Raw genomic sequence first — 18312 nt, 5'->3', positions numbered from 1 at the left:
ATATACAAGGATTTGAGGCATTTAAACAAAAGAAAAGTGGGGATAGAGGAAACTTTAGAAGATTGTCGCCCATGATCAGAATCTAATTTTAGAAAGAAGCAAAAAACCCATATGAAAGTTAGTGTCCCGCGTTTTGTGGGGCAATCCTCTCCATTCCTCTGGATTATAGCTTTTTTTGCATTTTATGGTTATGTGAAAAACAAGCTGCGAAAAGAAATAAACTCGTTCTTCACGAATAAACAATGGAAATTCATAAAGAACCAGTTGCCAAAAAGGAAATCAGAGAGAATTGGATAAATTATTTGATATTATAAATTTAAATAACATTGTGTACTTTATTCTTATTCCTACTCTTTATTGTTCAAAATCATAAAAGTAGCAGATCCAATTGCAACTAAATTATTATGATCATCGAAAATTTCGGACGTACCGAAAGCCAATTTTCCTCCCTTGTGTGATAAGGAAGCCTTGGCTAACAATGCATTACTCCTGGCTGGCTTTATGTATTTTATATTTAAATCGACTGTTACTGTTCTTTGATTAGAATCTAGTGTAGGCAGAATAGCATTCCCAATTGAAGTATCAATGCGTGTTGCAAGTACTCCTCCATGTACAGAACCCGAAGAATTCAGAATGCTTTCAAAAACATTGCATTTAACATTAGCAGTACCATCGCTTGAGGATAACACTTCAAGTTGAATATACTCCCAAAATGGATTATCTTTCATCCAATCCCTCCTAAATTTGGAAGTACCCTCTTCAATCGTTTAGGCATTAGTGTAATTAGTTCTTCATAAAATTTAGTTTATTACTTTTATATATCGAATAATAAAATCTAGCCCCCTAATACCAAGTGTTATTCCGCTTAGCAGGCACTATGGAGGATTCCTGCCTCTAGAGCTCATTAAAGACCAAAAAAATGGACTGTTAAAACAGTCCATTTTTGTTCAATTCTTGCGCCTTATAGTGAGTAAAAGGGAAGGTATTATCTATTTAACCGGTAGTAAAGTATCAACCACAATACTGTTTAAAGCACTGACAAATGCAATTGCACTTGCTTTCAAGATATCCGTATCTGTTGCTTTGGCAACAAATTTTTCTCCTCTAAATTCCACTTGAATCCCAACTTTCCCAAATGCTTCCTTACCTCTTGATACACTGCTAATTTTGTATTCAGTCAATTTAATATCTAAATCACTAATTTCGGTAATAGCTGAATATAAAGCATCAATCGGTCCAGAACCAACTGCACTGCTTTTTAATATTTGGTCACCCTTTTTAATTTTCACAATTGCAGATGGGAAACTCGTATTACTAATCACTTGCAAATCCATTAGTTCATAAAAATTATCACTATAGTGTTTCATATTACTATTAATATCATTTTTTGCATAATAGTTCTCAACGATGATATATAAATCATGATTATATATTTCTTTTTTCACATCTGCCAATTCAAGGAAAGCTTCAAATATCTCTTCAAATTGTTTGTTGGTCATCTCATTAAAACCTAATTTTTCAAGCGTATTTTTCACCGCATGACGACCAGAACGAGCGGTTAAAACAAGTTCCATATCATCTAAACCAACTTCAGTCGGGCTCATAATTTCGTAAACATCTCTTGCTTTTAATAAACCGTCTTGGTGTATACCTGAAGAATGAGCAAAGGCATTATCTCCTGTAATGGCTTTGTTAACTTGTACATCAAGACCCATTAAACTACTTACCAACCTAGACGTTTTTATGATTTCTTTTGTATTAATATTTGTGAATGCATTATAGACTGATGAGCGCGTTTTAATTGCCATTACAACCTCTTCAAGTGCAGCATTACCTGCACGCTCACCAATGCCATTAATCGTACATTCAACTTTATCAGCACCATTTTTAATTGCAGCTAACGTATTAGCAGTTGCCATACCAAGATCGTTATGACAATGGACACTTAAAAGCACTTTATCATTCAAATTTTTCAAGCGATCATTTATTTTAAAGATTAATTCTCCATACTCATCCGGCTCGGCATATCCAACTGTATCGGGCACATTAATAATGGTAGCCCCTGCCTTTACAACAGCTTCAATCGTTGCCCATAAATATTCAAAATCGGAGCGAGTCGCATCCTCTAATGAATACTGTACATCTGGTAAAAATCTTTTTGCATACTTTACGGCATCAACACCGATATCTAAAATTTGACTTTTCGATTTTCCAAATTTCTTATCCACATGAATGTCTGAAGAGCCTAAAACTATATGGATTAACGGATTCTTAGCATATTTTATACTATTATAAACTGCATCGATATCTCCCTCTACTGCCCTTGCTAACGCAGTGATGATAATATCGTCTGTATTTCCTACTTTCATTGCTATTTCTTTCACCGAATTAAAATCACCAACTGAAGACGATGGAAAACCAGCTTCGATTATATCAACTTTCAGCTTCTTTAATTGCTGTGCAACTTCTAGTTTTTCATACAGATTCAGCTTAGCCCCTGGAACTTGCTCGCCATCTCTTAAAGTTGTGTCAAACATCCAAATTTTTCTAGTCATTTTCAGAAACACTCCTTTTTTTATTAATGAATAAAAAAAGCCCCGTCTCTATAGAAAATAGAGACGAGGCATTGCTCGCGGTACCACTCTAATTGATTAATCATTACATAATTAACCCACTCGTTTTCGGCAGTTATTACCACCTATCCTCATAACGGTAGAAAACCGACATCCCCTACTTTTAATGTTCAGGGAGTAGCTCTTGGATGAGTTCAAAGGCAATTACTACCGATTCTCACCAACCATCGGCTCTCTGAATAGCTTTTAAATCCTTTTACTATTTCCAATCATCGCATATTATTATTTAATTATTTATAATATAAAACCAGTTTATTCGATTTGTCAATTTAATTTTTAAAAAATAAAAAATATTTTGAATCTTAATGTTTCAATCTAAACCCTTTTCTCCCAAGAGGTTGACCTACTGAAATTGATAACCTTTGATGGTCCGGATCCCCCTACGTATTTACGAGTAGGAGCTAGTTTCGTTCATGATAACTCGTGGATGGACTTGTACTCTCTGGGATTCAATTCTATTATCCTCATCTATTCGTTTCGCCAAAGTGACGTCTTTATCAGATAAAGAAAAGAAGAGTGATGATTGGCATCAGCAATCGACTGCCTGTCATACAAAAGGGGAAATTTCTTCCCCCCTAATAATTTTTGGAGTTCTGGATCGACTTCACTTGGTTTTAAAGTATCAAGAATCCCATCATCTTGCCTTGCTTTCCTAAACCAAAGATAGCAAGATGATGGGGTTTTTAATAACACTATGCCTGTAATAAAACCATCCCAGGATCTGACGCCAAGGACTCGTTCCATTCTCCAAACATATAACGGTCGGCACTTTACCCTTTTAAATACAATTCCCTGCTTTTAGTATCTTTCACTAAATTCTATATTTTCCGATAAGGAACCTTTATCTCAGATAAATCACATTCAATTCGTGTAGTTTATTTAACTGATTAGCTCATCAATGGTCGAAATATTTCGGAATCAACTTTAATAATGGTTGGTAGGACATAATAGATTCATCCAATTGTTGACTACATCTTAATACAATTGGATCTCTTAATTCATATTTTTCTGCTAACTCATGCATAGTTTTTCTTTATTTTTCTATTTTTCCCGACAAATCCACCAGTTGCAATAGGAACACTTTTTATTATTCCTTTCCGCAACGATTTGTAAAATTAATTTCTTCAGCGATAAACATCCAAATTCCGTATAATTTCGGAAAAATCCACTCTTTTAGTACAGAGTTTGGTTGGACAAGGCCACTGAAAACAGGTACGGCTCGTCGCAATGTTTTATTCAAGAACAACTTGACTAACTGAAGGAAAATTCTTACTCCATTTTTCTTGCTTTCTCTATGATGATTTAGGTCTTCTCATACTCTTAGGTTATTGGGAGCCCCAAAAGATGGAGGGATTTGCTCCACTGACAGTGACCTCGATTTTCGCTAAAGGTTTGCCCATCTGTTCCATAGTCCTCTCAATAACATTACTTGACCAATGAGGGTATATACTCTTTTATTTTTGCAAAAAAGCAAACTCACTACCCGCTGACTCAGGATATTGTTCGCCAACCGGGACTCCATAAGGAAGATTCAGTTTATATATATCCAACTATTTCAATACAATATTATTGTCATCTCATTGTCTTCTTTTAATAAAAATTAACAGCTCCAAAGATAGGTCCAAAATTACCTTCTATTGAAACAATGCACCCATTACAAGAGATAAAAGCACTCTTTCAGTTCCTAAAACCCCATTGGAACAATTGTTAAAATGGTCATACCAGGTCATCCCCCTCCATTTTTAAGTATTTCATAAGCTTTTCCAGTATAATGAAAACGTAATGCTTCCTCACATGGAACGTTATCATGAAGGCGTACCACGTTTTTCGCGGGAACTTAATCAGCAATGCCGCCTGGGGATATTTCCAATAATAGTACACCATTAGGTGCGTTAAATTTAATTCTGATACAGTGTTTCCTACTAGAGTAAAGATACTGCATCTTAAATGATAATTCCCATATACTAGTAAAAAGTTAAATTAAAAATCATTTTTCCTTGCTCTAGTATGACGAAACTCAATTTGAACATGGGGTAGTTCCAAGATTTTTGCAAAACTTGTGTGACATATTGGGTAAAGAGAAAGCAAATTTCCCTAATAAGGGAAGAACCGGCTTATTTCATTTATTGTGATGTCGTTACCAGTTGAGTACATTTGTTAATCAACAATAATTATTTTACTAGCTATCTTAACCAATTAAGAAGCCAATCTTACCAAATTGATCAACAGATTTCATACGATTGAAAGCTTGACCAAAATGAGTAATTGAATAATTTTTATCTAAAACATGTTTTATTTTATGCGTCTGAATAAAATGAAGCATCTCTTTATATTCTCCTGCGCTTCCCATCCTTGTCCCTAAAAGATTTAATTGCTTGTGAAAGAAATCTTGGATGTTGATTTGAACTTCTTTTCCTGAGGAAACTCCAAATGTAACCATAGTCCCTCCTAGGCGTAACTGATCGAGCGACTTGTTAAATGTAGCAGCTCCAACACTGTCAATAACCAGGTCCATTTTTTCTCCACCTAGTGCTTTATCCCAATCTTCATTACTCTCAATGGCTTTGTCTGCACCAAGTTCAAGGGCTTTTTTACACTTATCCTTAGAGCGGGAGGTAACATAAACGGTCGCTCCTACTGCTTTTGGAAATTGTAATAAAAACGTTGCTACCCCACTGCCGACTCCGGGAATAAGTACCTTCATATTTGGGCTTAAGCACCCCCTCAGGAAATTCAGGGTGAAGAATTTAAATTAAGTGAAGGAGCCATTCTAATCCTTAACAAAAATGTGGAACATTCTATTAATAAAGTAGGAAAAGAGGATATCTTGATAAACTTCTTGGCAAAAGAGGAGTTTTTTGACAGCCAATTCATTTATCGGATTTTGGGGGATAATGTGCTCGGAAATACAATTGCTTCTATTATAACCAATCAAGCGAGGGAAAAAAATTTCCTATTATTTCGCACCGCTAAAAATTGGCAAATAAAACAAACCATTCAAAATATCTTATGTGAAGCGTTTGATAGTAATAAAAGCACGAATCCCGAAATCATCAAGGCTTATATCGTCATATTATTTAGTAGGCTTTTGGAAAGTCAGAACTATGAGATTTACTTGAAGAAAGGCATAAAAGATACCAGTATACCCATATCGGAGCTGTTAGCGAATATTGAGAAGAATTATATAGATGTTACACTCGAACAAACAGCTGCACATTTTAAATTTTCCTCAGCCCATTTAGGTAGATTTATTAAAAAGGTGACAGGGAAATCTTTTTCGACAATTGTTCAAGAACAGAAATTCAAACATGCATCCATGTTATTACGTTTGACCGATAAAAGTATTGACGATATCTCTAGAGAAATTGGCTATAATAATTTAACTTATTTTTATAAGAAGTTTCATTTGCTTTATTGCGTTACTCCTAGTGAGTATCGTAGTTCACACAAAAACAAATGATAATCAAGTTTAATTTCTTCAGCGTTCTATCTAAGATTGATGTTTTACCATTTTTCATTAAAAAAAGCTTGCAGATAAACTCATCTGCAAGCTTTTTTTACCTTTAATATTCTGAAAACAACCAAGGAATGACCCCCCAAACCAAAACTTATCTCCTTTTAGTATGAGGTTAGATAAACTAACCTATATGTATACGCTTCCAAATAGACACCATGCGAAATAATAATTAAAAAACAAGTACAGGAGGAAGGTATCTAGCAATTACGCTAAATTACTAATGCTTAGCTTCAATAATTTTCAGCTAAAGGAGAGAAGAAACTTGAATAAACAAAAAAAGGGTTTTTCTTTTAAAAAGCTTAGCAAAGTTGCCTTGATCCCCCCAACAGCAGCGATGTTAATTTCCGGTCTTGGGACAGGATTCGGTGGACAGTCCGCGCATGCCGAAAGTACCCCTTGGCCTGAAAATCCAAACTGGCAACAATATGTTTTAGCTCCCAAAAGCGACGATGCTCATCCTGTTAAAGTAGTGAATGTTTCCGGAAACGTTCAAAGTGCAGATGCTTTAATTAATAAAGACAATGGCATTACAAAGCTTACATGGGATGGCAGCTCCCCTGCACCAACTATTCTATTAGACTTTGGAAAGAACATTGGGGGTATACCATACTTCAATGTAACCTCAGTATCGGGAAGCCCGACATTGCGAATGGCATTTAGCGAAACAAATAAATACATGAATACAACTGGAGATGATGGAGGGCTATCTGGTAAGCGGTACGCGGATGTTACACCTAAGGGACCAGGTACTATTAAGACATCCTTGCAAGGTGGAGAAGGTTTCATGTTGCTTACTTTAACATCTCCGGGTACGGTATCTTTAGACACTGTTGGTATTCAGTTCAATGCGTATCGAGCATTGCCGGAGGATTATAAAGGATGGTTTCTTTCCAGTTCAGATCAACTGAACAAAACATGGTATTCAGGAGCATACACTGTACAGTTAGATATGGTACCGATTGGGACGCAAAATAACGATAATAACAGAGCCGAAGTCACATTCAAGCAGCTTTTTAAGGACTTCACAGTACCTTATGGTGTAAATAATAATCACCCCTTATTAGTTGACGGGGCAAAGCGTGACCGCCTAATTTGGTCGGGTGACATGGTAGTAGAAGACCCAACGTTATATAATTCAATTGGTAGCAATGGTCAAGAGTACGTCAAGCAATCACTAGCTCAATTAATCAGCAACCCCGATAATGGATTATTAGCCACAACAGCAGGTGTAGGTTTTAGGCTCCCATCATACTCAGCCGGTTACTGCCCCCACTTCACTGAGATAGCTCCATATTGCGTAGGTACTTCACCCTCTGCCCAGTCTAGATTACCAGTTTGGGGTTGAACAATCCAAGTTTTGTAACCAGGGTCAACAGGTCGCACTCCAAGGACGTATTCTGATAGTGCAGAGGTCGGTGCACTTGCTCAGCCATGGGCTAGACTGGTTTCACTAGATGGTAGCGTCCCGTCAGGATTCACTTTTTCCCAAAACGTTCCCGTATAATATGGATTGTTAGTGTCAACCATTTGTCCCCACATGTTGTTTATTAGTGTAAATGCGTTGTTCGTATCCCCTGTTTTTAAGCGTGCATTTAATTCTAGCCCATTAATCAACTTCTCGCAAATTCGTCATGAATGTTAAGTCTCCTGAAAAAACTTCGGGAACCATCGCTGTTCCGGTATCAAATGAAAATTCCGTAATTCATATTAACGGAAAACTAGTATGGAATAACGGGAAATTCCACGATGCCTCAGGTATTGTTCAACAGGCAAATTCCGATGGTAAATACGTTTACTTAACGGGTGTAGCAGGCGGTAATTATCAAATCGAATGTAAAATGACTGGAAAATAGCAAAATAACATGATTATATTACAAAAAAGGAAGAATACTTTTTAGTATTCTTTCTTTTTCAATATATGGGAGTATACTCTACGTTTTTGTTTTACTATACCGGTACTTAGGATATATAAAATTTCATTTTATTTTAATTAAAAAAAGCTTGTATAGTGCCATCTAGCCAAAGTCCATTGAGGTAATTCATTGTGACAAGGATATTGCTTAGCCTTTTCCTCATCAATATCAATACCTAACCCTGGTCTATCATTCCTCTAAATCCCTCCTACATAAATGCTACCATCCATTGAGCTATTCAAAAGAAATACCAAAGACCGCACCAAAGCAAAAAATCACCAATCCGGCTAGAAAATCCATCATTTTGTTGTTATCATCATTTTTCATCGAAATTGTCCTCGATATAGTTTAGTAGACTTCTCAATTTACGCATGTAGCCAAGCTGTGTTTCCAGCGGTTTAAAGGTGCTCTCTGCTAATAAAAATTCAATCCGGTCGTGCCAATGCATAGCCACATATTTTACACTATTCATTAACATAAATACCGGTACCACTTCATCAATCACTAAGCTTTCGTATGGATAATTCATATATATCTCCTTAACGTATTGTGGTATAGCGGTTTTCAATTAAATTTTACTTCTATTCAATCGCTGCACAGTTTGCATCTTCATGTTCTTTTTATGAAGCCTAATTAAAGTAAAAGCTGGCATGATAATATTCATCATACCAGCTTTTACGCTAAATAGTTCCTAGAAGATTATTTAACAACCTTCCAAGTAGTAACAGAATCTGCGACATTAGTTCCATCTGCTTTTTTAGCTGATGCAATTACTACATTGCCACTATCATTTAGTTCTACACCATCCCAAACAAATACACCTGTCTGCTGCAATCTTCCCTTACCATAATCCTTTCCATTTACAGTTAAAGTAACTTCCTTCAAGTTGGAATAAACCTTTACCGGTGTAATACTTTCTTTTCTATCGGTATATCTTCTACTTGTGATATAAACAAACTTGTCGTCTTTATTCCATTGTGCTTTATAGAAATAGAATGCATCCTTCTTAACTTGTCGGTCATATGATACGAGCCCCTTGGTATTAATACCTGGAGTTGAGGCTTCATTTTTACCAGCAACGCCAAAGTCAAACATATTCCAGACATGAGTTGCCCATAACCAAGGACGTTCACTAATGATACTCCATGCACTTTCATGAAGATAATTTTGAAATTCTTCTGGCTGCCATGGACCACGAGAAGATGCGCTATTCCAGTTATTGATAAAGTCTTCATCAATTACGTCATGCTGATAAGGGTTTGCTCCGCCACCATACTCTGAAATACCAAGTGGAACATTCGGATGCTTTTCATGTAATGTGTCAAGATAGTTAGCTAAATCTCCAGCTTTATTATAATACCAACCAAAATAGGTATTAAAAGAGGCAACATCTATGCTTCCACTTTCATTCCAAGCCAAATGTCTATCCAATACTTCCTTATAGCCTTCAGGATCACGGGAATTATTCCCCTGGATAGCGTGAGTAGTCAGTCTGTTAGGATCTAATTCTTTTGCCTTTGTAGCCAAACGCTCAATCAATTTCGTTGCCGCAGCATACTGCTCTTCAAGACTTTCACTAGCGTTCCTGCTAGTATAAAAGCCGTTGCCACCAAATTCATTTTGAAGACCCCAGGTTACAATGGACGTATGATTATAGTTTTGTTTAATCATCTCCGTTAATTGTTTTTCGGCATTGTTTGAAAATTCTTCTGATAGTGTCATTGTGTTTACCAAAGGAATCTCAGCCCAAACCACTAACCCCATTTCATCAGCTTTATTATAATCATACTGAGAGTGTTGATAGTGAGCTAATCTCAATGTATTTGCTCCAATTTCCTTAATAAGTTCAAAATCCTCTGCTCTGACTGAATCTGGTACAGCATTACCGTAACCATCTCTATCCTGGTGAAGGTCAACACCATGGAGCGGATAACTTTTACCATTCAGGAAAAACCCTTTATTAGGATCCATTGAGTAATAACGGAATCCTACTTTTTCATTTACCTGGTCAATTACCTCTCCTTTTCTTGTTACCGCAACTTCAACTGTATATTGATAAGGATCCTTTGTACCATTCCAAAGATGTGGATTACTAACTTTCATTGTCCCAGTAAATACAGCTTGATCTCCTAAAACATCTGCAGACTTCAACTTTTTCTCATCAGCCTTTAATTCTGTTCTTGATCTGATTTTACCCTCTGCATCTTTTATTAGGGCTCTTACTTCAATAGAGTTAGATTTACTCTCAAGGTCATCGCGGCTAATTTCCACTGGTACTGTAACTGTGGCTTCTGCGTTTTTCTCAATGGATTGATTATTTGGAATGCTAACATATACACCACTTGAACCATAATCTTCTACATCAATATGAGTTTTATCTGTAACTAATAGATTTACACTTCTGTAGATTCCACCCCAGAAAGTAAAGTCACCTTGTAATGGTGCCGAATCTTTAACTTCATTGTTTACTCTTACAGAGACAATATTTTTTTGTCCATAGTTTACATAGTCTGTAATATCAACTATAAAGGCGGAATACCCACCAATATGGGTATGTACAGACTTACCATTTACAAAAACTTCTGCTTCTTTGTTAGCAGCTTCAAATTGCAGGTATAATTTTTTACCTTCGTAGGAAACTGGAATATTCAATTCCTTTCTGTACCATCCATCACCTTTGTAATTATCTGCAATCCCACTGCCATCCTCTTCGTTCCAGGTATGAGGAAGGCTTATCTTCTGCCAACTGCTATCATTATAATTAATGGCACTGAAATTTTCCTCTGCACCTTGAGCTCCCTTATAGAATGTCCAACCATGATTAATGTTTTCAACAATTCTACCTGTATTGACTACTGTGTCTTTTAAATCGCTTTTTTCCCCTTGCTCGGCGCTTACACCTGGTATAACAAGCGTAAATACCAGTAAGATTGCCAGCATAAATAGTGCCGACTTTTTGAGATTATTTCCGATTAAAAACATCTCTCTCTCTCCTTTTCAATTTTTCTCTGTGAAAGCACTTTCACTTTGTTAAATATTTTTGACTTTTAATTGAATCACCTCCTTTCATTTGTAAAGCGCTTACTTATCCCAATTTTACAAATCTATTAAATATTAAGTAATGTTGATTATTTAGGTAACTATATGTTTTATTAAGGTGGTAGAATACTTAAATTAACCGCCTACTTTATTTGTGAAAATGAAACAAAGAAACTCCCACCATTCCGGGAGGGCACTGAAAAAGTCCCTAAAATATTTCAAAAGCACCCTTTCCTTCAAAATTTTGAAGGAAAGAGTGCTTTTTTTGTCGAATAATTAATTTATCAATATGAAGTGGGTGTTTACGATGATTCCAAATCAACAATCTATGCATTTTAGTCCTTATATGGCACTTTACGATATTGTAGTGTCGCAAGATAATATGCTTCGAAAAATTAATGAACTCATTGATTTTTCCTTTGTATATGATGAACTCAAGGACAATTATTGTCATGACAATGGAAGAAATGCCGTTCACCCTATTCGTATGTTCAAATATCTATTTTTAAAATCTATTCATGACTTATCTGATGTGGATATTGTTGAACGTTCAAAGTATGATATGTCGTTTAAATATTTTCTAGATATGTCCCCTGAAGATGAGGTCATTGATCCTAGTTCTTTGACTAAATTCCGTAAACTACGTTTAAAAGATGTCAATCTTTTAGATTTACTTATTAATAAAACAGTGGAAATAGCGATTGAAAAGGAAATTATCAAAAGCAATTCTGTCATCGTTGATGCCACCCACTCGAAAGCACGTTATAATCAAAAGTCTCCAAAAGAAATATTAATGAATAAATCAAAGCTTCTTCGAAAAGCAATCTATCAGGTTGATGAAAGCATAAAGAATCAGCTACCAGCAAAATCCACGACAGATATATTAGAGGATGAAATTGAGTATTGCCATAAGCTAATGGAGGTAGTCGAAAAGAATGAAGTAATCCGCGAATACCCAAAAGTAAAAGAAAAGATGAACTTACTTAAAGAAACCCTAGAAGATATGAATGAACAGCTTCAAATATCCAATGATCCAGATGCACGTGTAGGTCATAAGACAGCGGATTCTTCATTTTTCGGCTATAAAACACATCTGGCAATGAGTGAAGAAAGAATTATCACTGCCGCAGTAATTACAACAGGCGAAAAGAATGATGGAAAACAATTAGAAACATTAGTCGAGAAAAGTAAAGAAGCTGGGATAGAAGTAAAAACGATAATCGGCGATGCTGCCTTTTCTGAAAAAGGAAATATTGAGTACGCAAATACGAATGAGATTAATTTAGTAGCTAAATTAAGCCCTGCAGTAACTCAAGGATGTCGTAAAAAAGAGGACGAATTTGAATTCAATAAAGACGCTGGTATGTATGTTTGTAAGGCTGGACATATGGCTATTAGAAAAGCACGACAAGGTAAAAAAGATGTAAGTAAAAATCAAACTGACACTTATTATTTTGATGTTGAAAAATGTAAACAATGTCCCTTTAAAGAAGGATGTTATAAAGAAGGTGCAAAGAGTAAGAGCTATTCAGTAAGTATCAAATCAAATGTTCATACAGAACAAATAAAATTTCAAGAGAGCAACTATTTTAAAGAAAAATCAAAAGAGCGATATAAAATAGAAGCAAAGAATAGCGAATTAAAACACAGACACGGGTATGATGTTGCAAAATCCTCGGGTCTAATGGCATGCAATTGCAAGGGGCAATGGCTATCTTCGCAGTAAATGTAAAAAGAATATTGACACTAATGAACCAAAAATAGGGATAAAACGATCATAAAAATACAAAAAGACAGCTCACAAATTCAAAAAATGAATTCGAGGTGTCTTTTTTACTTCAAGCGTTCTAAACCTTATATTGAAAAACGAAAGTTTTTCAGTGCCCTCCCATTCCGGCGGGAGTTTCTTTGTTATGAAAGTAATATTCTTTCGTTACATGTTATTTTCGGAATATCATTTAGCTCTTTGTTAATCACAGGAAGTAATTCTTTAGGAATCTTGAAAAAAGACAGTTTAGACATCTTCTCTATGGACGTGACTCCCATCATTACCTTAAACCTCGGTTCCTCGTCCAGGTTTCCAAAAAATTTCTTAAATACTGTTTTCGCAGCTTCACATTTAAAAAGGTCTTCAATAGTGTCAAATGTAGAGTAGTATCCATCTTTAAGAACTATTTCTTGCAAATTCGATAAATCAAATTTTTCGAACCAATTTACCATATTTTTACTTTCTCCTTCATATACATAATTTTTGTCTAATTCTGCAACATGATTTAGAATGATTTCATCATTATAAACTATTTGGGCCTCATCCATTGCTTCTACTCTTATATGATTTTCCCCTTTTAAAAGTGGTACTTCTTTAAGAATTTTCATGGGTTCATCGCTTTTTAACTCAAAAAGTAAAACATTATTATTATATAGTTTTATATGAGAGAGGTTGGACAGAACGATGATATCATTAAGAGTTTTATGTCTATTCACGAATCTTCTTCCAGCTAAGTGAACAAAAGGTTCATTTGACCAAAATGCTTTATACAGAAAATAAGTATCTTTTTTTATTTTTCGGTCCATTGTTACAAGTCCTTTTAAGTTCTTTCCAGGGTCCCCGCCTTCATTTCTATTGGCACTGCCAAAATCGAACATATTCCACACATACCCACCTAAAACAAAGGGTCTCTCGTTAAATGTTTTCAGGGCATTATGATGGAAAACTAGTTGATATTCTTCAGAATAGTCTTTTACCTGGGGAACGTAAGTATGAAGTTTGGGATTTGTATCCACACCATATTCTGAGACTAAAACAGGAACGTGAGGTTTCACTCGATGAAATTCATCCAACCTCTCCCCCAATACTTCCTTCTCTCCATAGTACCAACCATAGTATAAATTATAACCTGCTATATCTGTTATATCATTGAGTACACTGTTATTTTCAACAGAGTAGATATTTGCTTGTGCTGTTAAACGATTAGGATCTAACTTTTTCGCCAAAATCCCTAGTTCCTTAACCATTCCATAGATTTGTTCGTTTTCCATAGCAATTGTTATCTCATTTTGAATACCCCAGCAGTAGATTGAGGAGTGATTATATGCTTGCTTAATTAATTTTTCTAAATGATCCTTTGCGTTTTGATTTGATGGATCTTTTGTGGACGGAATACTGATAAATGGTATTTCAGCCCATACCAACATCCCATTCTGATCACATAGACTATAAAAATAATCATCATGTTGATAATGCGCAAGACGAATACTGTTTGCCCCCAATTCTTTTATTATAGTCATGTCTTCGTCCATTTGTGCCTTTGTCAAAGCATTACCGATACCTGCATAATCCTGGTGACGGCTTACCCCCTTTAGCTTTAAGGGCTTACCGTTTAAAATTACACCAAGGTCAGAGGTAACATCCACTGTCCTAAACCCAATTTTTAAATTCCGGACATCATATGTCTGCCCTTTAATAATAACCGCAACAGATATTGAATATAGGTATGGCTGGTCTACGCCATCCCAGAGAATTGGATTTTTTATTACTTCAATTACTTTAAATTCCTTTTCTCTAACAATCTCTATTCTTACATTTCTTTCAAATATCATATTTCCATCTTGGTCAATTAGTTGTATATTAATAGTCCCGTCTTCTGACTTAAAAGATTCATTGATAACTTTGCCACAAACTTCCAGTTTAAAGTTATTCTCCTCAATCTTTTTTTGGTTGAGGTAAATTCCATCCCTGCTGTTATCTAGAACTTCAAAATGCAAATCCTCCATAACAAGAAGCTTTACATCCCTATATAAACCGCCATAAAATGTGAAGTCTGCCATTAATGGATAAACATTATGATGATAACGATTATCCACCAAGATAGAAATGAGATTTTCTCCAATTTTCAAGTGCTTGTTTAAAGAAATTCTGAACATTGCATATCCACATTTACTTACTCCAACAAGCTCCCCATTTATATAAACCTTCCGAATATTTCCTGCGGCACCAATCTCTAAATATAAACGCTTTTCTAAATACTCATGGTTAATGGTCAGTTTCCTTTGATACCAACATGTACCTCTAAAATATTCTCCACTGCCGCCTTGCCCATCGTTGCTATTCCAACAGTGAGGCAGGGTTACTGACTCTCCCTCACTTATTAACTCCGATTCATATGAAGGATGATTTACCCTTGAAAATAACCAATTATCATTTAAATCAATTGCATTCACCATATTTATACCTCTCTTAACATATTCCAATTCTTAGATGTTTTACTTAGCTATAAATTGTAGCTCGATTCCATTATCGTCTTTTTTATCTTCATATATTTGTTTATAAACGGTCTTATCAATCTTGTAGAATTTCATAGCTATAATGCTGATCATATCCCCTAGTATTGGAAAACCTAAATAAATTAATAAGGATGTCCAAAAAAGCGCAGTAGTTGGCTCGGCATTTGCATGGTAGCCTGCAAGTCCCATTAGCAGCCCAACAATAGAACCTGCCATGGAACTGATGACTTTATCGACAAAAGAAAAGGAAGATGCAAATATTCCAGGCATAAATTTTCCAGTTTTATAAGTATGATAGTCCACGACATCTGCTATCATTGGATCAACATTTTGTGCTGTCAATCTTCTACAAAGCGTGTTTAAAGACATTAGAAGTATAAAAACAGGAACTACATCGAAAGGGCGGAAAAGCAGTAATGAGACAGAAAAGATTAAATTTATCCAAGCTCCTAAGACAAAAGCCTTCCTTAGTCCAAATCTAATGGCAATTCCTCCAGCGAAAAAGGCACCAACAAATGCCACTATCGTAGAATAGCCGCTTACTATTAGCTGCAGGCTCACATTTTGAACCGCATACATATAGAAATAAATCAATGCTGCACTATCAACGGTATCCGCTAACTTGTTCGAAGATGCTGAAATCATTAACATTTGTAGAGGTTTGTTACTTTTTATAATATTCCAGTAATCTATTACCTTTACTTTTTCTTTTCTTTGATCGCCCATTCTAAAAAACTCAGGTTTATCTTTTGCAGATATCGCAAACAATGCTAAACCAAGTAAAACTAAATTTAAAATGACAGCAAATGTAGAAACCCACTTCCAGCCCGACTCGGCTCCAAATCCACCATTCATATTAATCAATGGAACTATACTCACCAAAAAAGCCATATTCAATAATGTGCTGTATACTCCTCCAGCTATACCAGAAACAGGTCTTTGTTTAGGATTCCTTGTTATGACTGCAAGAACTGACTTATTAACGGTTGACATCATAGAATAACCTATATCCCATAGTCCATAAAAAAATATAATCCAAAAAATTTGAAAGTTTTCCGGAATAATAAAAGACATTTTGAATAACATGATTAAACTAATATTCATGATGATTGATCCGCTAACTAAAAACGGTCTAAACTTCCCAAATTTTGTTTCAGTCTTGTCAATGAAGGTACCTAAAATTGGATCCATAAAAGCATTAAAAAGCCTAGATACTGTTAAAACGATCCCGATTAAGACAGGATTCATTTTTAAGGCTTCTGTAGCAAATACCATGAAGAATGACATGAATAAGAAAAAATGAACATTGGATGAAGCTGAACCTAATGGTGTCATAATAACGTGCCACAATTTTTCACCTGAATTTTTTATAGTCACAGATAGTACCCCCATTTTTTCGAGAAAAAAGTTAAACAGTAATTCTATTTTTCTATTTACCATTAAGACAAGTGTAAAGGTTTACAACAACTCGTACAAACCGTCATATTAATGATTATTTACCTCCGGTATCGATCTGCCTCATCCACTCCAAATTTAATTTATAGCTGTCGTTATTTCCACACTATCTATTACTTTATTATTTTTACCTTCCTTGAATATGTTGTATATTTAATATACATTTTCTGCATTCTAAATTAGGCTTATTATATCTTTTATTAAGATTTCTCTTTTCAGGATAACACTATAAAAAACAACAAAGACAGAACCTTTTTATTCTGTCTTTGTTTTCCTTTGATTTGTTAATTTTATTTTGTATTGATTTGGTGTCATGCCATATGTTTTCTTAAAAATTTTATAAAAGTAACTATGGTTGGTATAACCGACTTCCAAAATGATATTTTCAATTGTCATATCTGTGTTTTTAAGTAATTTGCTAGCCTCTGACATTCGAACATCAGTCAGTAAATCCTTTAAATTTTTGCCAAATTCTTTTTTAACAAGACTACTTAGATAACTTGGATGAAAATGAAAATAAGCTGCCATTTCATTAAGATTTGTATCTTTATATCTATTTCTAATGTAGGTTAGAATTCCTTCTTTTATCTTATTTTGTTCATCTTTTATCACTTCTTCAGTACTATCAGTAATTTCTCTTGATAGTTCTGTAAAAAGAATTAGCAGGTACCCGTTAATAGCCACAGAAGATTTCATTTCTGTTGAATAATACTCTAGCAGAAGGTTTTCTAAAATGATTTTTATGAAAGAATCGTCTTTTATATGGTGTTTTAAGAAATTTTGTTCCTTACTCTTAGAGTAAAGACTATTGATGATAAAATTGGAAATAAAGTTATCATCCGATAATAAATACATAAAAATACCATCAAAAAATTCAGGTGTCAAAATAATATTGACAACGACATCTGATTCACTTAAAGGCAAGGAGCTATGTACGACATTTCTGTCTAAAATACATAAATCCCCTTTATTCATCTCGATCTGTATTCCATTTATTTCTTGAATAAAACTTCCTTCTAAAACATATACCATTTCAATATAATCATGTTTGTGTTTTAAAATAGGTATATATTTCATTTTTCTTCTTATTAGGAACTTATTTGTTTTTTCCTCCTCATTAGGATAAGATGTAATAATTCCTTCCTCGTCATAATCCATAATAATTTTCCATTCTTTATCCCCTAACTTATCTTCAAGAAAAAAAGGTTGTTGTATAGGATATTTCTGGACCTTATTTGGATTCTGCATGAAATATTCTTCTCTCTCGGTTCTTTTATTAATTATTTCCAATAAATTCTTATAACCTATGTGTCTCATTCAAATGCACTCCTATCTGACGAGAAAAAAAGCGGTTTCATTTTAATTTATTCTACCATCCATATAATAAATTAAATAGACATAAAATTATTAATTTTATAAAACAAGAAGGTCCCCGTCCTTGTCGGATGGGACCTTTCAATTCTACTAAACA

Annotated in this window: 15 protein-coding genes, 1 pseudogene and 1 other annotated feature; of the genes and pseudogenes, 3 read left to right on the top strand and 13 right to left on the bottom strand. The window is 34.8% G+C overall.

The features are described 5' to 3' along the window. Window positions 1-347: 347 nt before the first annotated feature. The 6 genes from ACZ9EE_RS01735 to ACZ9EE_RS01710 all read right to left on the bottom strand — a co-directional run bounded on the left by ACZ9EE_RS01735 (window position 348) and on the right by ACZ9EE_RS01710 (window position 5337). Window positions 348-764, bottom strand: a complete 417-nt coding sequence (locus tag ACZ9EE_RS01735; protein WP_476025056.1) for a PaaI family thioesterase — start codon at window positions 762-764, stop codon at window positions 348-350. A gap of 225 nt (window positions 765-989) precedes the next feature. Beyond that, the gene (locus ACZ9EE_RS01730; RefSeq protein WP_476024941.1) at window positions 990-2555 is read right to left on the bottom strand and encodes a 2-isopropylmalate synthase; all 1566 of its coding nucleotides are present in this window, start codon (window positions 2553-2555) and stop codon (window positions 990-992) included. Between the two features lie 56 nt (window positions 2556-2611). Then, window positions 2612-2855 (bottom strand) — a binding site (T-box leader). Between the two features lie 246 nt (window positions 2856-3101). Next, a complete protein-coding gene (locus ACZ9EE_RS01725; RefSeq protein ID WP_476024940.1) occupies window positions 3102-3377 on the bottom strand; it encodes a hypothetical protein in 276 nt (91 codons plus the stop codon). Window positions 3378-3528: 151 nt separating this feature from the next. Beyond that, window positions 3529-3657 carry an aspartyl-phosphate phosphatase Spo0E family protein gene (locus ACZ9EE_RS01720; RefSeq protein WP_476024939.1) on the bottom strand — a complete coding sequence of 43 codons (129 nt, stop codon included), beginning with the start codon at window positions 3655-3657 and terminating at the stop codon, window positions 3529-3531. Window positions 3658-3720: 63 nt separating this feature from the next. Next, window positions 3721-3873 (bottom strand): hypothetical protein, encoded by a 153-nt coding sequence (locus ACZ9EE_RS01715; RefSeq protein WP_476024938.1) that lies wholly within the window; start codon window positions 3871-3873, stop codon window positions 3721-3723. 948 nt (window positions 3874-4821) lie between these two features. Continuing rightward, a complete protein-coding gene (locus ACZ9EE_RS01710; RefSeq protein ID WP_476024937.1) occupies window positions 4822-5337 on the bottom strand; it encodes a zinc-binding dehydrogenase in 516 nt (171 codons plus the stop codon). Window positions 5338-5421: 84 nt separating this feature from the next. Between ACZ9EE_RS01710 and ACZ9EE_RS01705 the strand changes: the two genes are divergently transcribed. Next, complete coding sequence (locus tag ACZ9EE_RS01705) at window positions 5422-6093, top strand: helix-turn-helix domain-containing protein (RefSeq protein WP_476024936.1); 672 nt, start codon at window positions 5422-5424, stop codon at window positions 6091-6093. 1317 nt (window positions 6094-7410) lie between these two features. Here the strand turns inward: ACZ9EE_RS01705 and ACZ9EE_RS01700 are convergent. Together ACZ9EE_RS01700 and ACZ9EE_RS01695 are read right to left on the bottom strand one after the other, a co-directional pair. Next, the gene (locus tag ACZ9EE_RS01700; protein WP_476024935.1) at window positions 7411-7533 is read right to left on the bottom strand and encodes an alpha-L-rhamnosidase C-terminal domain-containing protein; all 123 of its coding nucleotides are present in this window, start codon (window positions 7531-7533) and stop codon (window positions 7411-7413) included. A 42-nt stretch (window positions 7534-7575) separates the two neighbouring features. Next, on the bottom strand, window positions 7576-7764 hold the full coding sequence (locus ACZ9EE_RS01695; protein WP_476024934.1) for a hypothetical protein: 189 nt from the start codon (window positions 7762-7764) through the stop codon (window positions 7576-7578). A 17-nt stretch (window positions 7765-7781) separates the two neighbouring features. Here ACZ9EE_RS01695 and ACZ9EE_RS01690 point away from each other — a divergent pair, with 17 nt between their 5' ends. Further along, window positions 7782-8003 (top strand): hypothetical protein, encoded by a 222-nt coding sequence (locus ACZ9EE_RS01690; RefSeq protein WP_476024933.1) that lies wholly within the window; start codon window positions 7782-7784, stop codon window positions 8001-8003. Window positions 8004-8379: 376 nt separating this feature from the next. Here ACZ9EE_RS01690 and ACZ9EE_RS01685 read toward each other — a convergent pair whose 3' ends face one another. Continuing rightward, the gene (locus tag ACZ9EE_RS01685) at window positions 8380-8592 is read right to left on the bottom strand and encodes a hypothetical protein (protein WP_476024932.1); all 213 of its coding nucleotides are present in this window, start codon (window positions 8590-8592) and stop codon (window positions 8380-8382) included. A gap of 170 nt (window positions 8593-8762) precedes the next feature. After that, window positions 8763-11045 (bottom strand): glycoside hydrolase family 2 protein, encoded by a 2283-nt coding sequence (locus ACZ9EE_RS01680; RefSeq protein WP_476024931.1) that lies wholly within the window; start codon window positions 11043-11045, stop codon window positions 8763-8765. A gap of 364 nt (window positions 11046-11409) precedes the next feature. Between ACZ9EE_RS01680 and ACZ9EE_RS01675 the strand changes: the two are divergent. Then, a pseudogene (locus ACZ9EE_RS01675) lies at window positions 11410-12866 on the top strand (IS1182 family transposase). Window positions 12867-13013: 147 nt separating this feature from the next. On the opposite strand, the gene ACZ9EE_RS01670 reads toward ACZ9EE_RS01675, so the two are convergent. The 3 genes from ACZ9EE_RS01670 to ACZ9EE_RS01660 form a co-directional block, all read right to left on the bottom strand. Next, window positions 13014-15326 (bottom strand): glycoside hydrolase family 2 protein, encoded by a 2313-nt coding sequence (locus tag ACZ9EE_RS01670; protein ID WP_476024930.1) that lies wholly within the window; start codon window positions 15324-15326, stop codon window positions 13014-13016. 39 nt (window positions 15327-15365) lie between these two features. Next, window positions 15366-16763 carry an MFS transporter gene (locus ACZ9EE_RS01665; RefSeq protein WP_476024929.1) on the bottom strand — a complete coding sequence of 466 codons (1398 nt, stop codon included), beginning with the start codon at window positions 16761-16763 and terminating at the stop codon, window positions 15366-15368. Window positions 16764-17096: 333 nt separating this feature from the next. Further along, window positions 17097-18158: an AraC family transcriptional regulator gene (locus ACZ9EE_RS01660; protein WP_476024928.1), complete on the bottom strand. Its 1062-nt coding sequence runs from the start codon at window positions 18156-18158 to the stop codon at window positions 17097-17099. Window positions 18159-18312 lie beyond the last annotated feature (154 nt).

The sequence above is a fragment of the Bacillus sp. URHA0034 genome, assembly GCF_056280405.1.
This window is presented reverse-complemented; position numbering and strand designations above follow the sequence as displayed.

Coding starts and splice junctions, on each gene's coding strand:
- ACZ9EE_RS01730 (WP_476024941.1), bottom strand. CDS start 2,555: ATGACTAGAAAAATTTGGATGTTTGACACAACTTTAAGAGATGGCGAG.
- ACZ9EE_RS01725 (WP_476024940.1), bottom strand. CDS start 3,377: ATGGAACGAGTCCTTGGCGTCAGATCCTGGGATGGTTTTATTACAGGC.
- ACZ9EE_RS01720 (WP_476024939.1), bottom strand. CDS start 3,657: ATGCATGAGTTAGCAGAAAAATATGAATTAAGAGATCCAATTGTATTA.
- ACZ9EE_RS01710 (WP_476024937.1), bottom strand. CDS start 5,337: ATGAAGGTACTTATTCCCGGAGTCGGCAGTGGGGTAGCAACGTTTTTA.
- ACZ9EE_RS01690 (WP_476024933.1), top strand. CDS start 7,782: ATGAATGTTAAGTCTCCTGAAAAAACTTCGGGAACCATCGCTGTTCCG.
- ACZ9EE_RS01685 (WP_476024932.1), bottom strand. CDS start 8,592: ATGAATTATCCATACGAAAGCTTAGTGATTGATGAAGTGGTACCGGTA.
- ACZ9EE_RS01680 (WP_476024931.1), bottom strand. CDS start 11,045: ATGTTTTTAATCGGAAATAATCTCAAAAAGTCGGCACTATTTATGCTG.
- ACZ9EE_RS01670 (WP_476024930.1), bottom strand. CDS start 15,326: ATGGTGAATGCAATTGATTTAAATGATAATTGGTTATTTTCAAGGGTA.
- ACZ9EE_RS01660 (WP_476024928.1), bottom strand. CDS start 18,158: ATGAGACACATAGGTTATAAGAATTTATTGGAAATAATTAATAAAAGA.